This window comes from Bifidobacterium magnum (genome assembly GCF_000741255.1).
Taxonomy (GTDB): Bacteria; Actinomycetota; Actinomycetes; order Actinomycetales; family Bifidobacteriaceae; genus Bifidobacterium; species Bifidobacterium magnum.
This window is the reverse complement of sequence record NZ_JGZB01000004.1, coordinates 450,090-471,426: the sequence shown is the minus strand read 5'-3', so window position 1 is coordinate 471,426 and position 21,337 is coordinate 450,090. Positions and strand designations below refer to the sequence as shown.

Below are 21,337 nucleotides of genomic sequence, written 5' to 3'. Positions count from 1 at the left end.
AAGGAGTTTCATCATGCGTATGGTAGACGTCATCGACACGAAGCGTAACGGTGGAGCGCTCTCCCCCGAGCAAATCGACTATTTCGTCACGGGATACACCAATGGCGAGATCCCCGACTATCAGGCCAGCGCGCTGCTTATGGCCATCTGGTTCAACGGTATGAACGCCGAGGAGACGCAGCGCCTGACCATGGACATGCTCCACTCGGGCGACCAGCTCGACTTGAGCGACATCCCGGGCATCAAGGTGGACAAGCATTCCACGGGCGGCGTGGGCGACAAGGTCAGCATTCCGCTGGCGCCGCTGGTCGCCTCGCTCGGCATTGTGGTGCCCATGATTTCGGGACGAGGCCTTGGCCACACGGGCGGCACGCTCGACAAGCTTGAGGCCATCCCGGGATTCCAGGTGGAAATCGAGGAGGATGCGTTCAAGAAGCAGCTGCGCGAAGTGGGCTGCATCATTGCTGGCGCTACGGGAAACATTGCGCCGGCCGACAAGAAGATCTACGCGTTGCGCGACGTGACGGACACCGTAAGTTCCATTCCGCTGATCGCCGGTTCCATCATGAGCAAGAAGATCGCCTCGGGCACGGACGCGCTTGTCATGGACGTCAAGACGGGCGCCGGCGCCTTCATGAAAACCGACGAGGAGGCCGAAGAGCTCGCGCGCACGCTTGTGGAAATCGGCAAGGGCGTGGGCATGAACGCCATGGCCGTCATTTCTGACATGAACCAGCCGCTGGGCAAGGCCATCGGCAACGCGCTGGAAATCCAGGAATCCATCGAAGTGCTCAAGGGCAAGGGCCCCGAGGACTTGGTGAACCTCGTGCTCACGATCGGCAGCCAGATGGTCGTCATGGCCAAGAAGGCCGATTCGCTCGAGGAAGCGCGCACCATGCTGCAGGCCAACATCGACAACGGCAAGGCGCTGGAGACCTTCCGCAAGATGATCGAAGCGCAGGGTGGCAATGGCGACGTGGTCGACGACTACACGCTGATGCCTCAGGCCAAGTACAAGATCGCGTTCACGGCACCTTCCAGCGGTGTCATTTCCCGCATGAAGGCCGACGAAATGGGCATCGCCTCGATGATGCTCGGCGGCGGCCGCGCGGCCAAGGACGACGAACTCGACTACGCCGTGGGATTGATGCTCGACAAGAAAGTCGGCGACCGCGTTGAAGAGGGCGAAAGCATCCTGACGATTTACTCCGATCGCGAAAACGTGGACGATATCGTCAAGCTGATCGGCGACAACATCACGATCAGCGAAGAGGCTGAGCCCATCAAGCTCATCCACCAAGTCATTATGTAACGCCTCACGAAGCTTTTCCTTCCCATGCATCGGCCGGTCCGGCACCCCCTCTCAATCCGTCAGAAGTGTGCCGTGCCGACCGTTTTCCATGATGGCCGCGCGACTCAAACCGGTTGGTGAAACGTTTTATCGTCTAGATGCGTCGCTATAGTACTCAACGAACATCGCCACGATTGGTAGCATCGTTCAAACTCCAAGTTCCGACCTGATGTACGCCTTTTAAGACACAATGCCAGTGCCTTCGAGATACGCCCAGGCCCCTGTTTGTCAGAAGGTATGGCTTAGCGACCATCGCCAGCGGGTCGCTGTTACAAGTCGCGCACATGGTGTGCACAAGATGCCGGCACAAAGAGAGAACATGAATAACTCAACGACATTGAACCCCGCCGACGCCGACGCGTTGGACGAAGAGCAACAGCGCTTCAATGAAACGGCCCGACGAGCCAAGAAGACGCTGCTTCCGCTGCTGTTCATTTATCTGGTGGGCGTGTTGTGCCTCCAGGCATTCAACATGGTGTTTGAGAAGATCGGCAGCGATCTGGGCGCCCCCGACCAAGCCTCGCTGATCACGGCCATTCCGGGCGTGGTCCTTGGCATTGTGTGCTTCATCTACGGTTCCTTGGGCGACTTCGCCTCGCTCAAGAAGATGACCGTCTTCGGCGTCGCCGCCCTGTGTTTCGGCTCCGTATGCGGTTTCCTGCTTCACGGCAACATGCTGTTCGTCATCATCTTCCGCATTATCCAGACGATCGGTTTCCAGACGGGCGGTTCCGTCTATCTGGTGATTGTGGCCCGCTATTTGACGGCCAAGGAGAAGCTGCTGTACTTCGGCCTGTTTACGGCCGACTATCAGCTCGCCACGGCCATCGGCGTGCTGTCCGCGGGCATCTTCAGTGAAATCAACTGGGCGTTCCTGTTCCTGATCCCCGTCGTCACCGTAATCTTCCTTCCGGTGCTGCTCAAGGACCTTCCCGACAAGACGGGCGGCGACACGCATATCGACATTCCGGGCTTCGGCCTGTTCGGCATGGCGATCCTGTTCCTGACGCTGTTCTTCTCGATGCTCGCCTGGTGGATGCTGGTCGTGTCCGTGGCGTTCTTCACGCTGTTCGCCATCTACATCTCGCGCGCGTCCGACCCGTTCATCACGCCCGACTTCTTCAAGAACGTCCGCTGGCGCGAATCCGTGCTGCTTATTGTGATCTTCTACTTCATCAACTACTCGATCACGCCGCTGGTCAACAGCTTCAGCGCCGACGTGTTCCACATGAAGAGCTCGCAGGTCTCCTTCATGCTGCTGCCGGCCCTGATTCTGGCCACGATTACGGGCGTGTGCTCGGGCAAGATCGTCACGAAGATCGGCAAGCACCGCGCGATTGTGCTGGGTGGCACGCTTATGGCCATCGGTTTCGCAGGCGCCGCATTGCTGCTCAATCTCGGTCCTGTCGCCATCGGCATCATGATGATTTTCCCGTATTGCGGCATGGCGACGCTGTACTCCCCGACCGTCGACACCGTGCTCGACACGCTTCCGCCCGAACAGTCCGGCCGCGGCGTGGGCATGAACGATTTGGCCATGCAGGGATCCGCCGCCATCGGTATCGCGCTGTTCGGCGGCCCGATCGCCGAGAAGCCGTTCGGCGCGCTGAACCTGTTCGGCCAGCAGGGCACGGGCTCGAACGCCATGGTGCTGTTCGTCATCTACGCGGTTATCGTGATTTTCGGTATCGTCTGGATGCAGCTGCATTACAAGTCGTTCTATCGTGACGATCCGAACGAACAGTAATCGTTCAATAGTCGCTATATATAAAAGCCATATATAAAAGAAGTGCGGTGGTCTTTTCCGGACCATCGCACTTCTTATTTTTTATATATATTTATTTCCTGCCCGACGAGAGATGGTCGAGCGCGCCCGTGCGTCGGATCGCCCGGTACATGGCCCAGCTGCCGACGCCGCAGATCAGCGCACCGCCGATCAATTCGCAGATCATATGCGTAATGCCGCGCGGGCTCAGGAACGCGACGCCCTGGTACTGGACGAACAGCAGATACAGTCCGTATTCAAGCGCCGCGCACAGGCCCGAGCAAATCGACAGCGGCAGCGTATAGGAACGGTAACGCGTCAAGGCGAACGGAATCTCCGCACACACTCCTTGCGGAATGGCCGAGATCAACACGAACGCGACATCAAACTGGCTGCCCAGCAGCATTTGCGCAATGCAGCCCACCACATTGACATAAATGGCGGCGCCGGGCTTGCGCAAAATGAGCATCGCGAAGGTGCCGGAAAAATACCACACCGCATGCAGCAGGCTCGCGCATCCGGGAAGCACGGCGCCCAGCAACGGAGAGACGGCCGAATATGCGAAATTGAACGCCCAGAAAATGACGCCGCAGGCGACTCCGAGCGCGGCGCCCACGGCTATGTCGGCCGTGGTCCACGCGAATGATCCCCGTCGGACGGATTGAGTGATTGAAGACATGTTGCCCCCTTGGATGCGGCCGCACACAGTACCATGTATCCAAGCGTTCCTTGACCTGTGCGGCACGGGCGGGAACGCTCATGATGGCCACTGTAGCAAGTCCGCATTATTGGGGGCGCGTCACGCTCATTCTTGCATGAACTGGAGCGGATCGTCCACAAACCGGCGCAGGCCCGTCAACGCGGCTCCATACAAGGCCGGAAGCGGCAGCGTATTGGCGCGCATGATGCGTACGTCCACAATATTGCGCGACAGGATGCGCCGCTGAATGCCGTTGCGCAGCTCCTGGAGATATTCGTCGTCAAACAAGTTCCACATGCCGCCGATCAGCACGGTGTCCATGTCCGAAAGATTGATAAGGGACGCGAGCGCCGATCCCATCGCCTCCATGCCTCGGTCCACAATCGCCTCGACTTGCGGGTCTCCCTGACGCAAACGGCGGAACAGTTCCGTTACGGCGTCGATATTGAAGGACTCGTCGCCTGAAGCGATACCCGCGGCTTCGATCATGGAACGGCGTCCCGCATATACCTCTAGGCAGCCATGGCGTCCGCAGCGGCAGACGGGGCCGTCCATCTCCACAGCCAGGTGGCCGATTTCGCCGGCGAATCCGTGGTCTCCCACAATCACGCGCCCGTCGCGCACAAGGGCGCCGCCAATGCCGATGTCCGTGGACACATAAATAAAGGAACTGTTCGCCCCCACGAGGCAATCGTCACGCCGGTATGCGGCGTAGCCGGGCAGTTGGGCGATCGCGGCCATGTTCGCTTCATTGCCGGCGATCATGTTGAGGCGTTCCACGACGGGGAACTGCATGAGGTCCAAACGTTCCCAACCCAGGTTGCGCGCTACGAGCAGCTCGGTGCGGTTGGCCACGAGTCCGGGCAACGCAAGGCCGGCTCCCGAGATCGTGTAGCCGCGCGACTGCAAAGTGGAAATCTGGTCGGACAGCATGGTATCGAGGTCACCGAAAATCGCGGTCGCGTCGGCCGTTTGCAGATTCTTGGAGATCCAGCGTTCCGCGACAACGGTGCCGTCTAGGTCAAGCACCATGTATCCATAGCCGTCGGTGTTGATTTGCACGCCGATACCGCACACGGCGCCCCCATTGATGCTCAGCGGGGTGCTGGGACGCCCGTACACGGATTGCACGGACGGAACACCTTCCTTCAGGCTGCGGTGTTCGAGCAGCATGGACGTGAGCAGGGACATTGTCGCCTTGGTCAGCCCCGTCTCTTTGGCCAGATCGGCACGACTCAACGGTTCGGACGAGCGCAGTAGGGTGTTGATCACCACAGACAGGTTGTGGGTGCGCAAATCATCTTGGTTGATGCGCTTCAAAGCAGCCATGATAGTTACCCGCCATTTCTAAGGCACATATACCATTTTCCTCGCACTACAAAGTTTGAGGTTTTATCTAGACACTCGCGTGTTTTCCTTACAACGCGCGATTACGATGCTACACTATTGTATAATAATTTAATCGTCTAACTATCTGGTTCGTTTTATCGTCGATCAAAGCGGATCGGCACCAGAAGCATAGTAAGGAGTACCCATGAGCCAAGTACTGGTAGCCGGTGTAGACACTTCTACACAGTCATGCAAAGTCCGCATCACCAATGCGGAAACTGGAGCACTCGTACGATTCGGCCAGGCGAAGCACCCAGATGGATCCACCGTCAACCCCGAGTACTGGTGGAAGGCGTTCCAGGAGGCGAGCGAGCAGGCCGGCGGTCTTGACGACGTGCAAGCTATCGCTGTAGGCGGACAGCAGCACGGCATGGTGCTGCTCGACGAGCGCGGCAACGTGATTCGCGACGCCATGCTCTGGAATGACACGAGCTCCGCCCCGCAGGCGCAAGCGCTTATCTACGAGCTGGGCCTGGCGCCGGCCCTGCCCGATTCCAACGAGCCCGAAGGCGACACCAAAGACATCATCATGATCCGCGGCCGCCAGCGTTGGGTCCAGGCCGTCGGATCCTCCCCCGTGGCTTCCTACACGCTTACGAAGGTGAAGTGGGTCGCCGAGCACGAACCGCAGCTCGCCAGCAAGATCGCCGCCATCTGCCTGCCGCACGACTGGCTCAGCTGGCGCATCGCCGGTTTCGGCCCCGTGGCCGAAGGCGAGGACGCCCATCTTGACGCCCTGTTCACGGACCGTAGCGACGCTTCGGGCACTTCTTACTTCGACGCGGCCACGGACACCTACCGCCGCGACCTGCTGGCGCTTGCCCTCGGTTCCGATGGCGCCGCGCATCCCACCGACGAGGCGCTGGCACAGGCCGAGCGCATCATTCTCCCGACCGTGCTCACGGCCCATGAAGCCGCTCCCGTCAAGGCTGATCCGGCCATCGCCGGCGCCAATGTGGAAGGCGGCTGCATCATCGCCCCCGGTGGCGGCGACAACGCCATGGCCTCCCTCGGCCTGGGCATGAAGGTCGGCGATGTTTCGGTGTCGCTGGGCACCAGCGGCGTGGCCGCGGCCATCAGCGAAACGCCCGTATACGACCTGACGGGTTCCGTCTCGGGCTTCGCCGACTGCACGGGACACTTCCTACCGCTCGCCTGCACGATCAACGGTTCGCGCATCCTCGACGCCGGCCGTGCCGCCCTCGACGTGGACTACGACGAGCTGACCGATTTGGCGCTGTCCTCGAAGCCGGGCGCTTGCGGCATCACGCTTGTCCCCTACTTCGACGGCGAGCGCACGCCGAACCGTCCGGATGCTTGCGCCACGCTTACGGGCATGACGCTGCAGAACACGAAGCGCGTCAACATCGCGCGCGCGTTCGTCGAGGGCCTGCTGTGCTCGCAGCGCGACTGCATCGAGATCATCCGTTCGTTGGGCGCGCCGATCACGCGCATCCTGCTCATCGGCGGCGGAGCCAAGTCGCAGGCCGTGCGCAAGCTCTCCCCGAGCATCTTCGGCATGGACGTGACGCTTCCGGTAACCGACGAATACGTGGCCATTGGCGCCGCACGCCAGGCCGCATGGGTGCTGTCGGGCGAAGACGAGGCCCCGCAGTGGGACGTGGCGCTGAGCGGCACGGAAACGGGACGCCCGCAGCCGGCCGTGTACGAAGCGTATGTCAAGGCTCGCGGATGACGGTATCGCGCTCTTGACGGCGCGATCATGAGACCAAGGCCGCACATGGACCCCCGTGCCATGGGCGGCCTTTTTGTTACCGTTCACAAAAACTCGTATACTCAATCGTATCTACAGCACACCACTCAACAACGACGTGAATGGAAGAGGATTATGGACATCAATGAACAACGTCAAGCGGCCGTGGAACAGGCATTGCGCGCCTATCCGGACGACGATGACTTGCGCCGCCTGTTTTCGGGAGAGCCCACGCAGTACCGCAAGTCGAAGACGTTGCACGGCCACGTGCAGCGCGGCGCGCAGATGAGCAACGAAATCAACCGTCTCTATTACACGGATCCAGAGGAAGCGTACCGCTTGTTCCATGAGCTCGTGCCGGGCGCCGAGGAACATGTGGAAATCACGGCACCGTTCCGTATCGAGTACGGCATGGCGCTGTTCATCGGCCACGATACGTTCATCAACAATGATTTCATGATTGTGGGCGGCGGTATCGTCACGCTTGGCGCGCACTGCCTGATCGGCCCGCGCTGCACGATCAACACTCCGAACCACGCGTTCGATATCCGCATGCGCCTGGCCGGCTGGGAACACGCGCTTCCCGTGACGATCGGCGACAATGTGTGGTTCGGTTCGAACGTGACCGTATGTCCGGGAGTGACGGTGGGCGACAATACGATTATCGGCGCCGGTTCCGTCATTACCAAGGACATTCCGGCGAACGTGATCGCGGCCGGCAATCCGTGCCGCGTCATCAAGCCGTTGCCTGACCATGATCCGGCTTACGACGGACTGTCGGACGAAATCTGAGAGGGAATCCGGATATATTATTCGGATTTGCGCGCCCCGTCCGTGCCTTCTTCCAGCATTTCCTTGCGCGAAGCTTTGCGGAACAACGACCCGAAAGTCTTGAGGGTCAGTTGCGGCGCCGGCGGCGGCACGAGATACCGGTCGTAAGACGTGAAGCAGCGTTTGTAAATGAACAGCAGCGTGACGGCGTCCGCCACGAGCGTGAGCGCGGCGATGGCCGTCAGCAGTACGAACTGGTACTTGGCTGCTTCGAACGGATTCTCTCCGGAAATGATCTGGCCCGACATCATGCCGGGAATCGTGACAATGCCGGCCGTCTCCAATTTGGCGATGGTCGGCAGCAATCCAAGCCTGACCGAACTGCGGATGGACGGCCGCGCCGCTTCCCACGGCGAAGCTCCCAGCGCCAGCATGGTCTGGATGTCGTTGGCGCGCTCGCGCATCGAATCAAAGAAACGGCTCATGCCCAGCGCCAGCGTGGACACGGCGTTGCCCAGCAGCATGCCCGTAAGTGGAATGATGAGCTCGGGAAGCGCCCAATTCTTTGGCCGAATAATCACTTCGGTCACCAGCGTGAGCATGAGCAGCATCGTGATGGCCAAGGACAGCAATACAATGCCGACCATGCCGCTTGGCGCCCCTTTGGCGCGGTTCATTGTGATTTCAGTGGCGGCCAACACCATAAGGCAGATCAGACCGATCGTGATCCACGCATTGTTGAGCTTGATCACATACTCGATCACCACGCCCATGGCGAGCAGCTGTACGAGCGAACGTATGGAATTCCAGACGAGCGACTTGCCCACGCCCAATTTCATGGCCATGGAGATTCCCGCCGCCGCGCACACCATAAGCATGGCGAAAACAAGGCCCCATACATCGATGACGGTATACGTGCTTGTGCTCACGCCTCGCCCCCCCTGTGCCGCCGCTGCCGCAGTGATTTCCCGCAATGCGCCATTGGCGAGCTCATACATGCGCGTGGCACGGTGGTCGGTGGCGCGATGGCGGATGCGCACAATGCCCATGCCTTCGGACGCGGCCTTCGCCATGATCTCCCCCACCAGATTCGCGTTGTCAGGGTCGAGGCCGGCGTCCACCTCGTCCGCGAGCAGGACTTTCGGGCTGGTCAACAGCGTGCGCGCAAGCGATACGCGCGCCGCCTGGCCTCCGGAAAGATCGCGCGGGTTGCGCGTCAAATCGATATCGTTACAGCCGATCGAATCCAGCATGGCGCGGATCTTGGCGTCGGGCAGGATTTCTTGCGCGGTCTGGCCGGAATGCCGTTCGCGGATTTTGAACGTGAACGGCAGGCGGATGGCGTCCGCCACACTCTGCCCCATCAGCGTGGAGGTTTGTGGCAAATAGGACACCTGTTCGCGCCATTCCTGAGGCGTCATCGAAGAGGAATCGACGCCTTTGATACGCAAGGTCGCGTCCGTATGGACGTTCAGGCGCGCGAAGGCCGTAAGCAATGTGGATTTGCCGGCGCCCGACGCGCCCGTGATATCCACGATTTCACCGGCATCAAGATAAAAGGAAAGATGGTCGAAGATTACACGCGGTCCATTGGCGGACGGCATGCGGCAGCTTACTTCCGAAGCTTCAAACAGATGGGCGGTTGGATCTTGGGTGGTCATACCGCCCACCTTAGTAGTTAAAGAATCAGTCGGGCCGGAGGTACGGCAACATCTTGCTCGGAGCGCAACAACGCGCCCTGACGGTCGCAATGCCAGGCGTAGCGGATTTCGCTCACCTGATCTTCATATGGCAGGCGTACCGTACTGCCGTCAATATGTGCGGCGACCGTATGGCATTGCCCCGCATGATCGACCAGTTCGAAGACGAGCGGTTCCGCGCCGCAGGCCAGCGGAACCGCATCGCACTCGCGGACTGTGCCATTGTCGCATACCAGCGCGGCTGAACGCACCACGAATTCGCGCGTCCCGTCTTCATGCGACTGCGTTTCCACCTTGTCCAAATATGGTTGCGGCAACGAGGATCCGTCATAGACCAGGCCCAGCGCCAGATCGGCGAGGCGCTCACCGACGGGAATCTTCGTCACGGGATGCAAATCGTTCCATTGGCCGCTGCCCAGCGCCACCACCGTGGCCACGTCTTGGACATGCAGCATCGTGTTCCACTCGGCTTGGCGGACGGTTGGCCAACCGCCATCGTCTTCGCAATCCACACCGAGTTCCGGCAACTGGACCACGAGGAACGGCAAACGCGGTTGCTTCCAGAGGCTCCGCCACAACGCGATCATCGACGCAAGCGCGCGCTCATAGTCGGGATGCGTGGGGCCAGTGTCCGATTCGCCCTGATACCACAAGACGCCGCGCACCGTATAACCGGCGCAGGGAGCGAGCATGGCGTTATAGAGCGCCGTGGGCTTCCAACGAATAAAGTCTTCCGACGGGCACGGTCCGTCCATATGGCACAATACGCGCATGCGCCAAGGGGCGCCATCCGCCAGATTGACGCTATGGGATCCTACTGCGAGCGTAAGCGCCTTGCCTGGCATGACGCGGGCGGACCCGTGTTCCACGGTCAGGCGCACATGTACCGTATTGACGCCCGCATGCAAGATGCCCGCAGGTATGGCGTAATCATGCAACACATACATGTCGGGGCATGAGCCCACGAACACGTTGTTGACGAACGTCCGGTCACTGTCTTTCCATGTTCCGAGCCGCAGCAAGCCTTCCAGCTTTTCCACGCTGGTCCCGTCGACGGTTTCGGGAAGTTCCACGGGCACGGAAAGTTCAAGAATGCCCGACCAATCCTGCAGCCACGCGTACTGCTGCGCCAATACGCCGGGAAGCGTTACGGGCATCCATTCACCGGGCTCTTGCTCGAGGGCGCGGCGTTCGGCCTCATCATGCCAATCGGCGATTGCCTTGAGGCTTTGCTCGCTGCGTTCCTGCGCCTGGGCGTTGGTGGTATATCCCTGCAACGCTTCGGCGGCCCATGGGAAATCTTCCAATGAAGCCGCATCCATCCACGACGCGATCGGAGAGCCGCCCAGCGAAACATTGATCAGTCCCACGGGGACGTCTAAGTCGTTGCGCAACACACGGGCGAAGTAATAGCCTACCGCCGTGAACTCTTCCAGCGTGGCGGCATCGCAACCAACCCAACGGGCTTCGGTTACATCCGCTCGCGGAGTTTCAAAATCCGTATCCACGGCGACTTTGCAATGGCGCAACAGCGAGTCCGCGGGGCGATCCCAGGATTGCGGATCGTCATAGCGTACCCACCCCATGGGCAATTCCATGTTGGATTGGCCAGAACACAAGAACACGTCACCTACGTAACAGGACCGCACCACGGATTCCTCCGGCGTGGAGACGGCGAGGCGGAACGGGCCGCCGAATTCGAGCGGATCCAGTGTCACGCGCCAATAGCCTTCGGCGTTTGCCGTGGCTTGGGCGCGTGAACTTTGGCAGGTGACGGTGACGGACTCGCCCGCAGGGGCCCATCCCCATACCGCCACCGGCACATCCCGCTGCAACATGCATCCTTCGCCAAAGAGCTTGGCGAGCGTCAAGGATTGTTCTTGCATTCTGGCACCTTCATGAAACACGCGTGAAACGGTTATTCCGCAGCATCTTCGATGTAGGAGAATTCAGTGAAGCGCGCAGGCGTACGGTAGCCGGCCAAATCGACGGCCGCCATACCCACGAACGCGCCAGTGAAGAATCCGCCATACGTTTGCTGCACATACTCGTCCGACAACTTGCGCGAATCCAGAGCCGGACCCAGCGGCTGCCAATCCTCGCCGTCGAACGAGTATTCGTAACGGTAGGTGATGCCGTCGGTCTTGGAACGCAGCCACACCTTCGTCACGTCCTCGGGAATGGCCACGGCGTTTTCACGCAGGAACGTGGTATATACGTTGCGGTCGTTCTGCGCTACGTCGATCACGCGCGTCTGACGTTCCTCGTCCCACGAAATGTATGCCCAAGACCAGAACATGTCCGCATAATAGTTCGTCAGACCGGCCATTTGCATATAGGTCGAAGGATTGAATTCCACGCAGGTCGTGGCCGTGAACTGGAACGCGCGCCAGCGGCGGGCAACGAGCGACAGCTCGAAGAGGTTGCACAGGGATCCCTGTCCATACAGCGTCAACGCGCCGTCGCCCACGGTGCCCATCGTCTCGTCGAACGGCACGCGCAGCGTGTTCCATCCGATTTCAAGTTCAGTGCTCGTGAAATCGTCTTCAATATTGTGCTGTTCAGGTTCGGTCGCGATGGCATCCACAGGTTCGGGCACATAGCGCTGTCCTGCCGGTCCTCCGACCACATACGGCCAGCCGTCCTCATCCCATTCGACTTTCTGGATGGAAGTCTCACGGCCCAGCGGGCACCAGCCGCGCGTACCGTGCACGGGTTCGGTGGCGTCATGCAGCGGACGGCCCGTCAGCGACGCGTAATACCACTCGCCGCTCGGCGTGTCCACGAGGGCGCCATGGCCCTGCTTCTGCAGATAGGATTCAGGAGTCACATAGTTGCCGATGAACGGGTTGTTCGGCATGACTTCGAAGGAATCGGCATCCAGCGTGCGTGAGCGCGCCACGGATTCCTGGTGTTCCCACATCGTGCCGCCTTCCGCGGCAAACAGATAGTAGTATCCGTCCTTCTTGTAGATGTGCGGGCCTTCGGTAACCTTGACGGCCGTACCCGCCCAGATGCGGCGTGCGGTTTCGGGCATGAGCTTCATGGTTTCCGTATTGAGCTCGGTAAGCGTGATGCCGTTGAACGGGTGGTGCCATTCACGGTAATCCCATGTCTGCTGAACCAGATACTTGCGGCCGTCATCGTCATGGAACAGGCTGGCGTCGAATCCCACGCCGTCGAGGCGGTAGGGATCGCTCCACGGTCCTTCAATGGACGGCGCGGTGATCAGATAGTTCGTGCAATCCTTGAAGGCGCCGTTGACGACTTTCACATCGGTGTAAATCAGCCAGAACAGGCCGTCGGCATAGGACAGGTCGGGGGCCCAAATGCCGCCCGAAGACGGATTGCCCTTCATGTCGAGCTTCGTGATGGAGTTGAGCGGGCTCGCGACGGGCTGCCAGTTGGCCAAATCTTTGGACTGGTGCAAAGTCACGCCGGGCCACCATTCAAAGGTGGAGTTCGCAATATAGTACGTGTCGCCCACGCGAATCATAGAAGGATCAGCATAGAAACCGGTGAGCACAGGATTAGAGATAGTCATAAGAGGCTCCAGTAATGAAAATGGCGCAATATGTGCCATGAAAAGAACTATGTGTGCGTACTGCAGCGAGGCAATAAATGACGCAATAATAGGGAAACCATGACGGATACCGCGTCGGCAACCGCAATATACGTCATGGTTTCATTTGTGGAGGTGGAAGAGAACGGATATCAGCCCTTCACAGCACCGGTCAGACCGCCCACGATCTTCTTCTGGAAGATCGTGAAGCAAATCAGCGCGGGCAGCATAGCAAGCGATGTGAAGGCAAGCACCTGAGCGGTATCCGCGGAATGCTGGGAGCTGAACATCTGCACGCCCAACGGAAGCGTGTAGTTATTCTCCGTGTTGAGCACGAACAATGGCAGCATGTAGGAATTCCAGCTCGACACGAAGGTCAAGATACCTACCGTGGCCACGCCTGGCATGGCAAGTGGCAATGCCATGCGCCAGAAGAAGCCGAGACGGGAGCAACCATCGAGCATGCAGGCCTCTTCCAACTCCAACGGAATGGACTGCAGGAACGGAACGAGAATGATGATCGCCTGAGGCAGACCAAATGCGATCTGCGGCAAAATGATGCCGCCCAGCGAGTTGGCCAAGCCCAGGTTGCGCACCATGAGGTACAGCGGCGTGATGGCGACGGTCATCGGGAACATCAGGCCTGCGGAGAACAGGGAATACATCGCCTTGGACATCTTGAAGTGGTAGCGCGAAATGGCGAAGCTCACCATAACCGCAAGCACGACGACGCCCACCACGGTGCAAATGGCCACGATAATCGAGTTGACCATCTCGATCCAGAACGTGGAGCTCGTGACCACGCTGATGTAGTTCTGCGCATTCCACGGGTTCGGCCATCCGGCAGGATCATTGGTGATCTGCGAGTTGGTGCGGAAGCCGCCGAAGATGATGTACAGCACGGGCGACACGCAGATCGCCACAAGCAACAGCGAGAAGAAATAGACGATCGGATTGCCCCACGGCGTCTTCTGCGAAACGCGGTAGCCCTCTTTCTTGAGGTTGCGCGGGGAATTGTTCTTGCGGGAGCGACGTCCCGAAACGGACAATGTTGCTGCGGACATATCACTTCACCTCGCTGTCTGCAATGGCGATGGCTTCCTTGGCCATCTGCTGTTCCTTCATGAGCTTCTTCTTGCGCTTCTTTTCGGACTTGGCGTCCGTCAGCGCGCCGTCAAGATCGCGGTTCAGCACGAAGTGCTGGTACGTGAGGGCGACGATGAGGGAGATGATGAACATGATGAGGGCGACTGCCGAGCCGTAACCGTAGTTGCCGGCGATGCGGCCTTCGCGCACCATGTAGGTAGCCATCGTGGATACGCCAGCCGTATCGGCAACGTACTGGCCCCAAATGATGTAGACGAGATCGAACAGCTGCAGGGAGCCGATCATGGAGAGGAACGCCCAGATGCGGATCGTCGGAGCCAGCAGCGGAAGCGTGATGTCCTTCTGCATCTGCCAGAATCCGGCGCCGTCCACCTTGGCCGCCTCGTACAGTTCTTCAGGAATCGACTGCATGCCGGCAAGCATAAGGATGACGGCGAAGCCGATGTACTTCCACGTAATGATCACGAGCAGCGTCCAGATGGCGTACTTCGGGTTGGCGATCCAGTCGATACCCGCGAGGTGCATCTTCTCGAGCAACGCGTTGATGGCGCCAGCCTTCTGGAGCAGCAGGCTCCAGCCCGTACCTACGATAACTTCCGAAACAACGTAGGGAACGAAGATCAGCGTACGGATCAGTGCGCGACCCTTGAACTTCTGGTTGAGCAGCAGTGCAAACAGGATGGAGAGCGGTCCCTGAAGAATAAGCGAACCGATGAGCACCAGGAAGGTGTGACCGATTGCCGACTGGAAAGTCGGGTCTTTCAGGGCCGTAATGTAATTCTGAAGTCCTACGAACGTTCCCGTAGTGGACGGGCTACCGAAACCCTTCCACTTATACAAACCGTAATATGCGCCCAAAATAATAGGCACGATCACAAAGAACACAAAAACAATGATGGCCGGTGCCGACAGCACCGTAATTTCAAATCCGTTGCGGACCTTGGCGCTCCGTGCCGACGCCTTCTTCTTATCTTGCGCATTCTTATCTTCATCGAGCGGCCGAGCGGTAATCGCCGCGTCCATACTTGCGCTCATAACGTATCTCCTGGCTGTGCAAACCTTTTACGTACTTCTGTTTGTGCATAAGTAACCGGTGCCGGTTTTTCACCGGCACCGGTTGCCTAGAGGGTGTGAACCAAGTTCACTGATGGGGTTACTTCGCCGCCGCGGACTTCATGGTAGAGATGATGTCGTCCACAGTGCCCTTGCCCGTGAGCATGTTGACAATCGCCGTGTTCAGGGCGTTGCCGACGTTGGAACCAAGATCGGTATCCATCCACTGCTGCATGGTCGGGGCCTTGTCGAGGTAGGAGATGACGGTCTTGAGGGCCGGGTCGGTGACTACGTTACGTGCCGGTTCGGAAGCCGGGATCGTGGAGAACGCCTTGGCGTAGTTCTCCTGGTTTTCCTTGCTTGCGATGAAATTCACGAACTTGACGGCGTTGTCGCCGGCGAGAGCGTTGACGGAGAAGAAGGTAACGCCGCCCATGAGAGCGCCTTCCTCACCCTTGCCGCCTTCGACGGACGGGAATGCGAAGTAGCTCAGATCCTTCATGGCGGTCTTGTCCGGGGTCAGATCCTTGACGACGCCCGGTTCCCAAGCGCCCATGAGTTCCATAGCCGCCTTATGGTTAGCCAGAAGGCCTGCGGAGGAGCTTGCGCCCTGCTGTGCGGAGGTGGTCAGGAAGCCGTCGTTGAACACGCCGAGTTTGTTGAGATCTTCGAGCTTATTGCCTGCGTCAACCCAGCACTGGTCAGAGAAGTCCTTGTCGCCGACTGCGCTCTGGAAGGCTTTCGGAGAGCATTCGCGAAGGGCGAGCCAGTAGAACCAGTGCGCCGCCGGCCATGCGTCCTTGGCGCCGAGGGCGATGGCGTCGATGCCGGCGTCCTTGAGCTGGGTCGCATCCTTGAGCAGATCATCCCAAGTGGTGGGGGTGTCGGTAATGCCGGCCTGCTTGAACAGGTCCACGGAATACCACAGGCCGCCCGGTTCCACGGAAACCGGCACGCCATAGACCTTGTCGTCAAAAGTGGCGGCGGTCAGCGCCGTCTTCATGTCCGTCTTGATGGTGTCGTCGATCTTGTCCGAAAGATCCATAAGCTGGCCGGCTTCAATAAGATCTTCCGTCTTTTCGCCACCACGCTGCATGAACACGTCCGGGCCCGTGGAAGGATCCTGCATAGCGGTCTGGAGCTTGCCGTCAAAGTCTTCGTTCTGGATGGACTGCACTTCCACCTTCACGCCAGGATTGGCCTTTTCGAAAGCGGCGGCCACATCGTCCCAGTACTGCTTGCCCTCACCTGCGGTGGAGTTGTGCCAGAACGTAATGGTGCTGTCATCCGCCTTGCTTGCGCCGTTATTGCCGCAAGCCGCCATGCTGAACATGGTTGCTGCCGCCAACGTCGCGGCTGCGATTGTCTTGAACTTCATCTTCTCCTCCTCGAAGAAAAGAAACCCGCCTCACAAAGTGTGGCGAGGAATTTATATATTCGGTTATTGATTGTGTGAATGGTTTTAGGGAGACAACAATGTCTCTTGTGTTGCAATAGATTTCCGAATATTTTCGAAAACTTTTTGTTGTTTTCGTTACGGACAATCATAGATGCGACTTTGTTAATCTGTCAAATTAAGTAGAATATTGTCATATATCGCTCGTTTTCATTGGAAATACAAGGAAAATACGACTGCGAAAAACGACACGAAACACGGATTAGTACAATTCGAAACTTTCGAATATACTATGTCCGACACAAGGAGGTGCGTATGCCAAATTCCTCTCACCGCAATGGTTCCAAAATTCGATTGTCGGACATAGCCGAAGAAACGGGCTTTTCTTTGGCCACCGTCTCTAAAACGCTGAACGGACGTTCCGACGTTGCGGAAGAGACGAAAGCGATTATCGAACGCACCTTGCGCAAGTATGGGTACGAACGACGCGTCACTCCCCCCAAAAAGGCGCAGCCCGTCATCGAAATCGTGTTTCAGACATTCGACACGCTATGGTCGCTGGAAGTGTTGCGCGGCGTGTTGGACAAGGCGAAACAGCTTGACTTGAGCGTCAATACCACCGAAAGCGGCGACCGACAGCGCCCCGACTCCTCGTGGGTGGACGGCATCCTGCGCAGACAGCCGTTGGGCGCCATTCTCATCTTTTCCAATCTCACCAATGCGGAAAAGGAAAAGCTGCACTCCCACAACATTCCCTACGTGATTTTCGACCCGTCAGGAGACCCGGCAGGCACCAAATACTCCGTACAGGCCGACAACTGGACGGGCGGCGTCATCGCGACACGCCATTTGCTTTCACTCGGACACCGCCGCATCGCCATCATCACAGGACCCGGCGAAATGATGTGCTCCAAGGCGCGCCTGGACGGATACAGTTCCGCCCTTTCGGAATACGGACTCACCACGGATCCGGAACTCATTATGGAAGGCGACTTCACCATGCCCGGCGGTTATGCGCAGGCCATGGAGCTGCTGAGCAATCCGGATCGTCCCACCGCCATTTTCGCGGGCAGCGACTTGCAGGCCATGGGCGTATACGAGGCCGCGCGCCAGCACAGGCTGCGCATCCCGGAAGATCTGTCCGTAGTGGGATTCGACGATGTACAGACTTCGGCGTTCCTCGGGCCGCCGCTTACCACCGTATTGCAGCCGCTACAAGAGATGGCCGAGGCCGCCATGCAACTGCTTATCGACGCCAACACCCAGAACCTTGGCGAGCGGCATATCGTCATGCCCACCAGTCTGGTAGTGCGCAACAGCACGGCGCCTCCGCACGCATGACCAATATGACTCTCCCCGGTATCTCGCGCTTAAGACGCGATACCGGGGAGATTCATATAGGGGGCCTACCAGTGTTTCACTTACTGTTCCACACCGAGCAGGCAACCTGTAAAGCTTTGCGACCATTCCGTCGACAGGAATTGTGCATTGGCCTGACCGAACACATCGAGCTCGCGCGCCACGCACGCCACAGTGCATCCATGTTCCGCCGCCACACATTCGTTCCACACGCGAGACGGCAATGCGCCCAAATACAGCGTGCTATAGGCAAGCATCACTACAGGGATCATGGGCTCTTCATATGGCGAGCTCTCATCGCCCCACGTGTAGCTGCGGTCGTCAACCCAATGGTCCGCCACCAATTTCCAGCGAACCAACGACTCGGACGGATCCCACAGGCATTCCACATAATGTCCGCTGTCCTCATAGAGGGACACGGACTTGCCCTGCGGCACAGCCATGGCCATATTGAGACGATCCATGCGCACATACCGCATATTCGGCACGGTCGGCAAGGCAAGTGTGCGGGAATCGTCAATATGCTGCGCATCCCAGTCAAGCAGCTGCAATTTCGATTCGTCGGCGTCTACAGACGCCTCCACAAGCTCGCCACTGGCGCGCTCAATGGTGAGCGTATCCGGCAGACGCCCCAGGGAACCGCGCAACACGGGCCAACCCAACGTATCTTCATGCGAGGGCATCAGCGGCTCGCGCGGCGGCACATTGCAGGACGGATCCACTTGCCAGGCGACCGGGGCGAGGAAAGTCTCGCGGCCCACATAATTCCAGGAGGCGCCCGTCTCCAGCACGCTTTCGCGCACGCCCAGGCACGCCAGCCACCATCCATAGCGGGGATGATGCATAAGATCCGCATGGCCCACGCATTGTACGGGAGCCATGTTGGACAAATTACGGTGCGTGATGAACGGGTTCTTGGGATTCGTCGCAAACATGCGCACGGTCTCGCACAAGACCGCGTCGCCGTCCTGCGTACGGCATGCACCATATTCGTCATGCCAACGATCAATCGCGGCATGCAAACCGCCACCGACATGGGCGCGCATGATCATTTCGCTATGGTCCCGGCTCGTACCACCTTCGGCGGTCATGAGGTACACCCACTCCCCCATACGGTACAGATGCGGACCTTCACACCACACGGCGCCAATCATGCTGCCGCGCCACAGCACGGTTTTGCATGGTTCAGACTGGGACAAATCGTCGAGCATGTCCACAAAGCGCCATGTTTGCGGATCAATGCGGCACGTCCAGACTTCCGTCTGTTGTTCCCATTGGGGATTGTGTGCGGGCCGCGTCTGCGTCCAGAACACATCCCCGTTGGCATCCTCGAAAATGTCGGGATCAATGCCTTCGGCACCTTCAATCCAGAACGGCCCGTTCCACGGCCCTTCAAGGCTGGACGCCGTCAACACGAAGTTGCCGTTGGCGCGCAGGCAGCGTTCCAATTCGGCCTCGTCAACGCCGGCAGCGCGGGCCTCGTCGTCCTGTAAACGGGCGATGGTGCAGGCGATAACATATTGGCCGCGAATTTTGCGGATTGTGGGCGCATACGCGCCGCCAGAATCCTGCACAAACGGCAGGAACAACCGGGCCGCCATGTTCTCGTCAATCGCAAAGCCTACGTTTTGCCAGCAATCAAGTTCACGAGAAGTATGGATCGGCAATCCGGGAACCGTATTAAACGAGGAATTTACCAGCACGGCGCAATCCAGGTCGCCGTCCCAGATCCAGCTGGGATCCGGGGCCATGCCACGAATCGCGGGATTCGTGATGGTGAAGGTATTGAGGGATTCCATGGGCTCGACTCCGTTGTCGCATCGCACAAAAATGGGATCGCCCTACTCCCGGACGATCCCATTGTGAAAGAGAGGAAAGGAGAAAGAAAGGAAAGCGAAGAAAAATTATTCTGGGGAAACAGGTGCGGGTGGTGCACATGTACGTCAAACATTCACGATTTTGGATGAACGGAAAATCTTGAATATCAAATGTGCACTACCGCATGGGACAGATGCCACGGACTTACCGGCTGACCGACTCTTGAAAAATTCCGGTAAGTCCGTCCATCTTAACGGTGATTGGAAACTCAGGCGTTGGCCAGAGCGTCAATCATGAAGTTGTTGATCGTGGCCTTGACGGACTCGAGGTGATCGGACTTCGTGGCGGCCAGCAGATCCTTCTGCGGGATGTCGATGGCGTAGTCGTTGAGGGACTCGAGCGTTGCCGTGCCATCTTCGACGGTTGCGCCGATACCTTCGGAGAAGGAGGCGTAACGGTTCTCCCAGAGGTTCTCGATGTACTTGTCCTGGTGCATCTTGTCAGCCACGATGAGGCCGGCCGCGAAGGCGTCCATGCCTGCGATGTGGGAGCGGAACAGATCCTGCCAGGTGAAGGAGGTACGGCGCGGCTTGGCGTCGAAGTTCAGGCCGCCGTGAGGACCAATCTGGCCGGCGCGGAGGACTTCCCACATCACGGAGACGGTCTCGGTGATGTCCGTCGGGAACTCGTCGAGATCCCAGCCGATGAGCTTGTCGCCCTGGTTGGCGTCGAGGGAGCCGAGCATGCCGGCGTCCACGGCGGTGCGGATCTCGTGCTGGTAGGTGTGGGTGGCGAGGTTGGCGTGGTTGCCTTCCAGGTTGAGCTTGAAGTCGTTCTCCAGGCCGTAGGTGCGCAGGAAGTTCATCGTCGTCGCTGCGTCGAAGTCGTACTGGAAGGTCGTCGGTTCCTTGGCCTTCGGCTCGATGAGGAACTGGGCGTCCAGGCCGATCTGCTTGGCGTAATCCACGCACATGTGGAAGAACTTGGCCATGTGCTCCTGCTCGCGAGTCATGTCCGTGACCCACAGGTTCTCGTAGCCTTCACGGCCGCCCCAGAACACGTAGTTCTCGGCGCCGAGCTGCTTGGCGATGTCGAGGGAGTTCTTCAGCTGGCCTGCGGCGTAAGCGTAGATGTCAGCGTACGGGGAGGTTGCGGCGCCGGAGACGAAGCGCGGGTTGGTGAACAGGGAGGAGGTGTTCCACAGCAGCTTGACGCCGGTGGACTTCATGTTCTCTTCGATCTTGTCCACCACGCGCTGCAGGTTGGCGTTGGTTTCACGAAGCGTGTCGCCTTCCGGGGCGATGTCGCGGTCGTGGAAGCAGAAGTAGTCCACGCCGAGCTTCTGGAAGAATTCGAATGCGTAATCGACCTTGGCGAGAGCCTCGTCCATCGGGTCGGAGTACTTGCCGTACCAAGGACGCTGAGCGGTGCCGTCACCGAACGGATCCACGAGCTGCTGATCGAACGTGTGCCACCAAGCAACACCAAAGCGCAGCCAGTCCTTCATCTTCTTGCCGGCTACAACCTTGTCAGCATCGAAGTAGTGGAACGCAAGACCCTCTTCCGGTCCCTTCTCGCGGCCAACATACTCGATCTTATCGATGTCCCACAATCCCATGATCACTCCTTTGTAGATCGATCGTGTATTAATT

Annotated in this window: 15 protein-coding genes and 1 pseudogene; 5 read left to right on the top strand and 11 right to left on the bottom strand. The window is 58.9% G+C overall.

The window, feature by feature from the left end; translation table 11 throughout:
• The first annotated feature begins 13 nt into the window (after nt 1-13).
• Together BMAGN_RS05615 and BMAGN_RS05610 are read left to right on the top strand one after the other, a co-directional pair.
• A complete protein-coding gene (locus tag BMAGN_RS05615; protein WP_022859022.1) occupies nt 14-1,312 on the top strand; it encodes a pyrimidine-nucleoside phosphorylase in 1,299 nt (432 codons plus the stop codon).
• Between the two features lie 358 nt (nt 1,313-1,670).
• The gene (locus tag BMAGN_RS05610) at nt 1,671-3,098 is read left to right on the top strand and encodes an MFS transporter (RefSeq protein WP_022859021.1); all 1,428 of its coding nucleotides are present in this window, start codon (nt 1,671-1,673) and stop codon (nt 3,096-3,098) included.
• A 91-nt stretch (nt 3,099-3,189) separates the two neighbouring features.
• On the opposite strand, the gene BMAGN_RS05605 is transcribed toward BMAGN_RS05610, so the two are convergent.
• Together BMAGN_RS05605 and BMAGN_RS05600 are read right to left on the bottom strand one after the other, a co-directional pair.
• On the bottom strand, nt 3,190-3,795 hold the full coding sequence (locus BMAGN_RS05605) for an ECF transporter S component (protein ID WP_026501816.1): 606 nt from the start codon (nt 3,793-3,795) through the stop codon (nt 3,190-3,192).
• 126 nt (nt 3,796-3,921) lie between these two features.
• Entirely contained in the window at nt 3,922-5,145 is a 1,224-nt protein-coding gene (locus BMAGN_RS05600; protein ID WP_022859019.1) for an ROK family protein, read from the bottom strand.
• Between the two features lie 205 nt (nt 5,146-5,350).
• Between BMAGN_RS05600 and BMAGN_RS05595 the strand changes: the two genes are divergently transcribed.
• Nucleotides 5,351-6,901: a xylulokinase gene (locus BMAGN_RS05595; RefSeq protein WP_022859018.1), complete on the top strand. Its 1,551-nt coding sequence runs from the start codon at nt 5,351-5,353 to the stop codon at nt 6,899-6,901.
• Between the two features lie 153 nt (nt 6,902-7,054).
• Nucleotides 7,055-7,711 carry a sugar O-acetyltransferase gene (locus tag BMAGN_RS05590; RefSeq protein WP_022859017.1) on the top strand — a complete coding sequence of 219 codons (657 nt, stop codon included), beginning with the start codon at nt 7,055-7,057 and terminating at the stop codon, nt 7,709-7,711.
• A 17-nt stretch (nt 7,712-7,728) separates the two neighbouring features.
• On the opposite strand, the gene BMAGN_RS08455 is transcribed toward BMAGN_RS05590, so the two are convergent.
• From BMAGN_RS08455 to BMAGN_RS05555, 7 genes and pseudogenes are all read right to left on the bottom strand, one after another.
• Entirely contained in the window at nt 7,729-8,619 is an 891-nt protein-coding gene (locus BMAGN_RS08455; RefSeq protein WP_022859016.1) for an ABC transporter permease, read from the bottom strand.
• Between the two features lie 18 nt (nt 8,620-8,637).
• A pseudogene (locus BMAGN_RS08540) lies at nt 8,638-9,351 on the bottom strand (ABC transporter ATP-binding protein); the annotation flags it as partial.
• Nucleotides 9,352-9,368: 17 nt separating this feature from the next.
• The gene (locus BMAGN_RS05575) at nt 9,369-11,276 is read right to left on the bottom strand and encodes a sialate O-acetylesterase (protein ID WP_022859014.1); all 1,908 of its coding nucleotides are present in this window, start codon (nt 11,274-11,276) and stop codon (nt 9,369-9,371) included.
• Between the two features lie 32 nt (nt 11,277-11,308).
• On the bottom strand, nt 11,309-12,934 hold the full coding sequence (locus tag BMAGN_RS05570) for a glycoside hydrolase family 43 protein (protein ID WP_022859013.1): 1,626 nt from the start codon (nt 12,932-12,934) through the stop codon (nt 11,309-11,311).
• A gap of 170 nt (nt 12,935-13,104) precedes the next feature.
• Nucleotides 13,105-14,016 carry a carbohydrate ABC transporter permease gene (locus BMAGN_RS05565; RefSeq protein ID WP_022859012.1) on the bottom strand — a complete coding sequence of 304 codons (912 nt, stop codon included), beginning with the start codon at nt 14,014-14,016 and terminating at the stop codon, nt 13,105-13,107.
• A 1-nt stretch (nt 14,017) separates the two neighbouring features.
• Nucleotides 14,018-15,094 carry a carbohydrate ABC transporter permease gene (locus tag BMAGN_RS05560; protein ID WP_026501813.1) on the bottom strand — a complete coding sequence of 359 codons (1,077 nt, stop codon included), beginning with the start codon at nt 15,092-15,094 and terminating at the stop codon, nt 14,018-14,020.
• Between the two features lie 118 nt (nt 15,095-15,212).
• On the bottom strand, nt 15,213-16,490 hold the full coding sequence (locus BMAGN_RS05555; RefSeq protein ID WP_022859010.1) for an ABC transporter substrate-binding protein: 1,278 nt from the start codon (nt 16,488-16,490) through the stop codon (nt 15,213-15,215).
• A gap of 333 nt (nt 16,491-16,823) precedes the next feature.
• Between BMAGN_RS05555 and BMAGN_RS05550 the strand changes: the two genes are divergently transcribed.
• A complete protein-coding gene (locus tag BMAGN_RS05550; RefSeq protein ID WP_022859009.1) occupies nt 16,824-17,849 on the top strand; it encodes a LacI family DNA-binding transcriptional regulator in 1,026 nt (341 codons plus the stop codon).
• 80 nt (nt 17,850-17,929) lie between these two features.
• Here the strand turns inward: BMAGN_RS05550 and BMAGN_RS05545 are convergent, their stop codons facing one another.
• Nucleotides 17,930-19,666, bottom strand: coding sequence for a family 43 glycosylhydrolase (locus tag BMAGN_RS05545; protein WP_022859008.1), 1,737 nt, complete (start codon nt 19,664-19,666; stop codon nt 17,930-17,932).
• Between the two features lie 287 nt (nt 19,667-19,953).
• A complete protein-coding gene (gene xylA / locus BMAGN_RS05540) occupies nt 19,954-21,303 on the bottom strand; it encodes a xylose isomerase (protein ID WP_022859007.1) in 1,350 nt (449 codons plus the stop codon).
• Nucleotides 21,304-21,337 lie beyond the last annotated feature (34 nt).

Bases quoted from the DNA above. Each gene is read 5' to 3' on its own strand.
- BMAGN_RS05615 (WP_022859022.1), top strand. From the start codon at position 14: ATGCGTATGGTAGACGTCATCGACACGAAGCGTAACGGTGGAGCGCTC.
- BMAGN_RS05610 (WP_022859021.1), top strand. From the start codon at position 1,671: ATGAATAACTCAACGACATTGAACCCCGCCGACGCCGACGCGTTGGAC.
- BMAGN_RS05605 (WP_026501816.1), bottom strand. From the start codon at position 3,795: ATGTCTTCAATCACTCAATCCGTCCGACGGGGATCATTCGCGTGGACC.
- BMAGN_RS05600 (WP_022859019.1), bottom strand. From the start codon at position 5,145: ATGGCTGCTTTGAAGCGCATCAACCAAGATGATTTGCGCACCCACAAC.
- BMAGN_RS05595 (WP_022859018.1), top strand. From the start codon at position 5,351: ATGAGCCAAGTACTGGTAGCCGGTGTAGACACTTCTACACAGTCATGC.
- BMAGN_RS05590 (WP_022859017.1), top strand. From the start codon at position 7,055: ATGGACATCAATGAACAACGTCAAGCGGCCGTGGAACAGGCATTGCGC.
- BMAGN_RS05575 (WP_022859014.1), bottom strand. From the start codon at position 11,276: ATGCAAGAACAATCCTTGACGCTCGCCAAGCTCTTTGGCGAAGGATGC.
- BMAGN_RS05570 (WP_022859013.1), bottom strand. From the start codon at position 12,934: ATGACTATCTCTAATCCTGTGCTCACCGGTTTCTATGCTGATCCTTCT.
- BMAGN_RS05565 (WP_022859012.1), bottom strand. From the start codon at position 14,016: ATGTCCGCAGCAACATTGTCCGTTTCGGGACGTCGCTCCCGCAAGAAC.
- BMAGN_RS05560 (WP_026501813.1), bottom strand. From the start codon at position 15,094: ATGAGCGCAAGTATGGACGCGGCGATTACCGCTCGGCCGCTCGATGAA.
- BMAGN_RS05555 (WP_022859010.1), bottom strand. From the start codon at position 16,490: ATGAAGTTCAAGACAATCGCAGCCGCGACGTTGGCGGCAGCAACCATG.
- BMAGN_RS05550 (WP_022859009.1), top strand. From the start codon at position 16,824: ATGCCAAATTCCTCTCACCGCAATGGTTCCAAAATTCGATTGTCGGAC.
- BMAGN_RS05545 (WP_022859008.1), bottom strand. From the start codon at position 19,666: ATGGAATCCCTCAATACCTTCACCATCACGAATCCCGCGATTCGTGGC.
- xylA (WP_022859007.1), bottom strand. From the start codon at position 21,303: ATGGGATTGTGGGACATCGATAAGATCGAGTATGTTGGCCGCGAGAAG.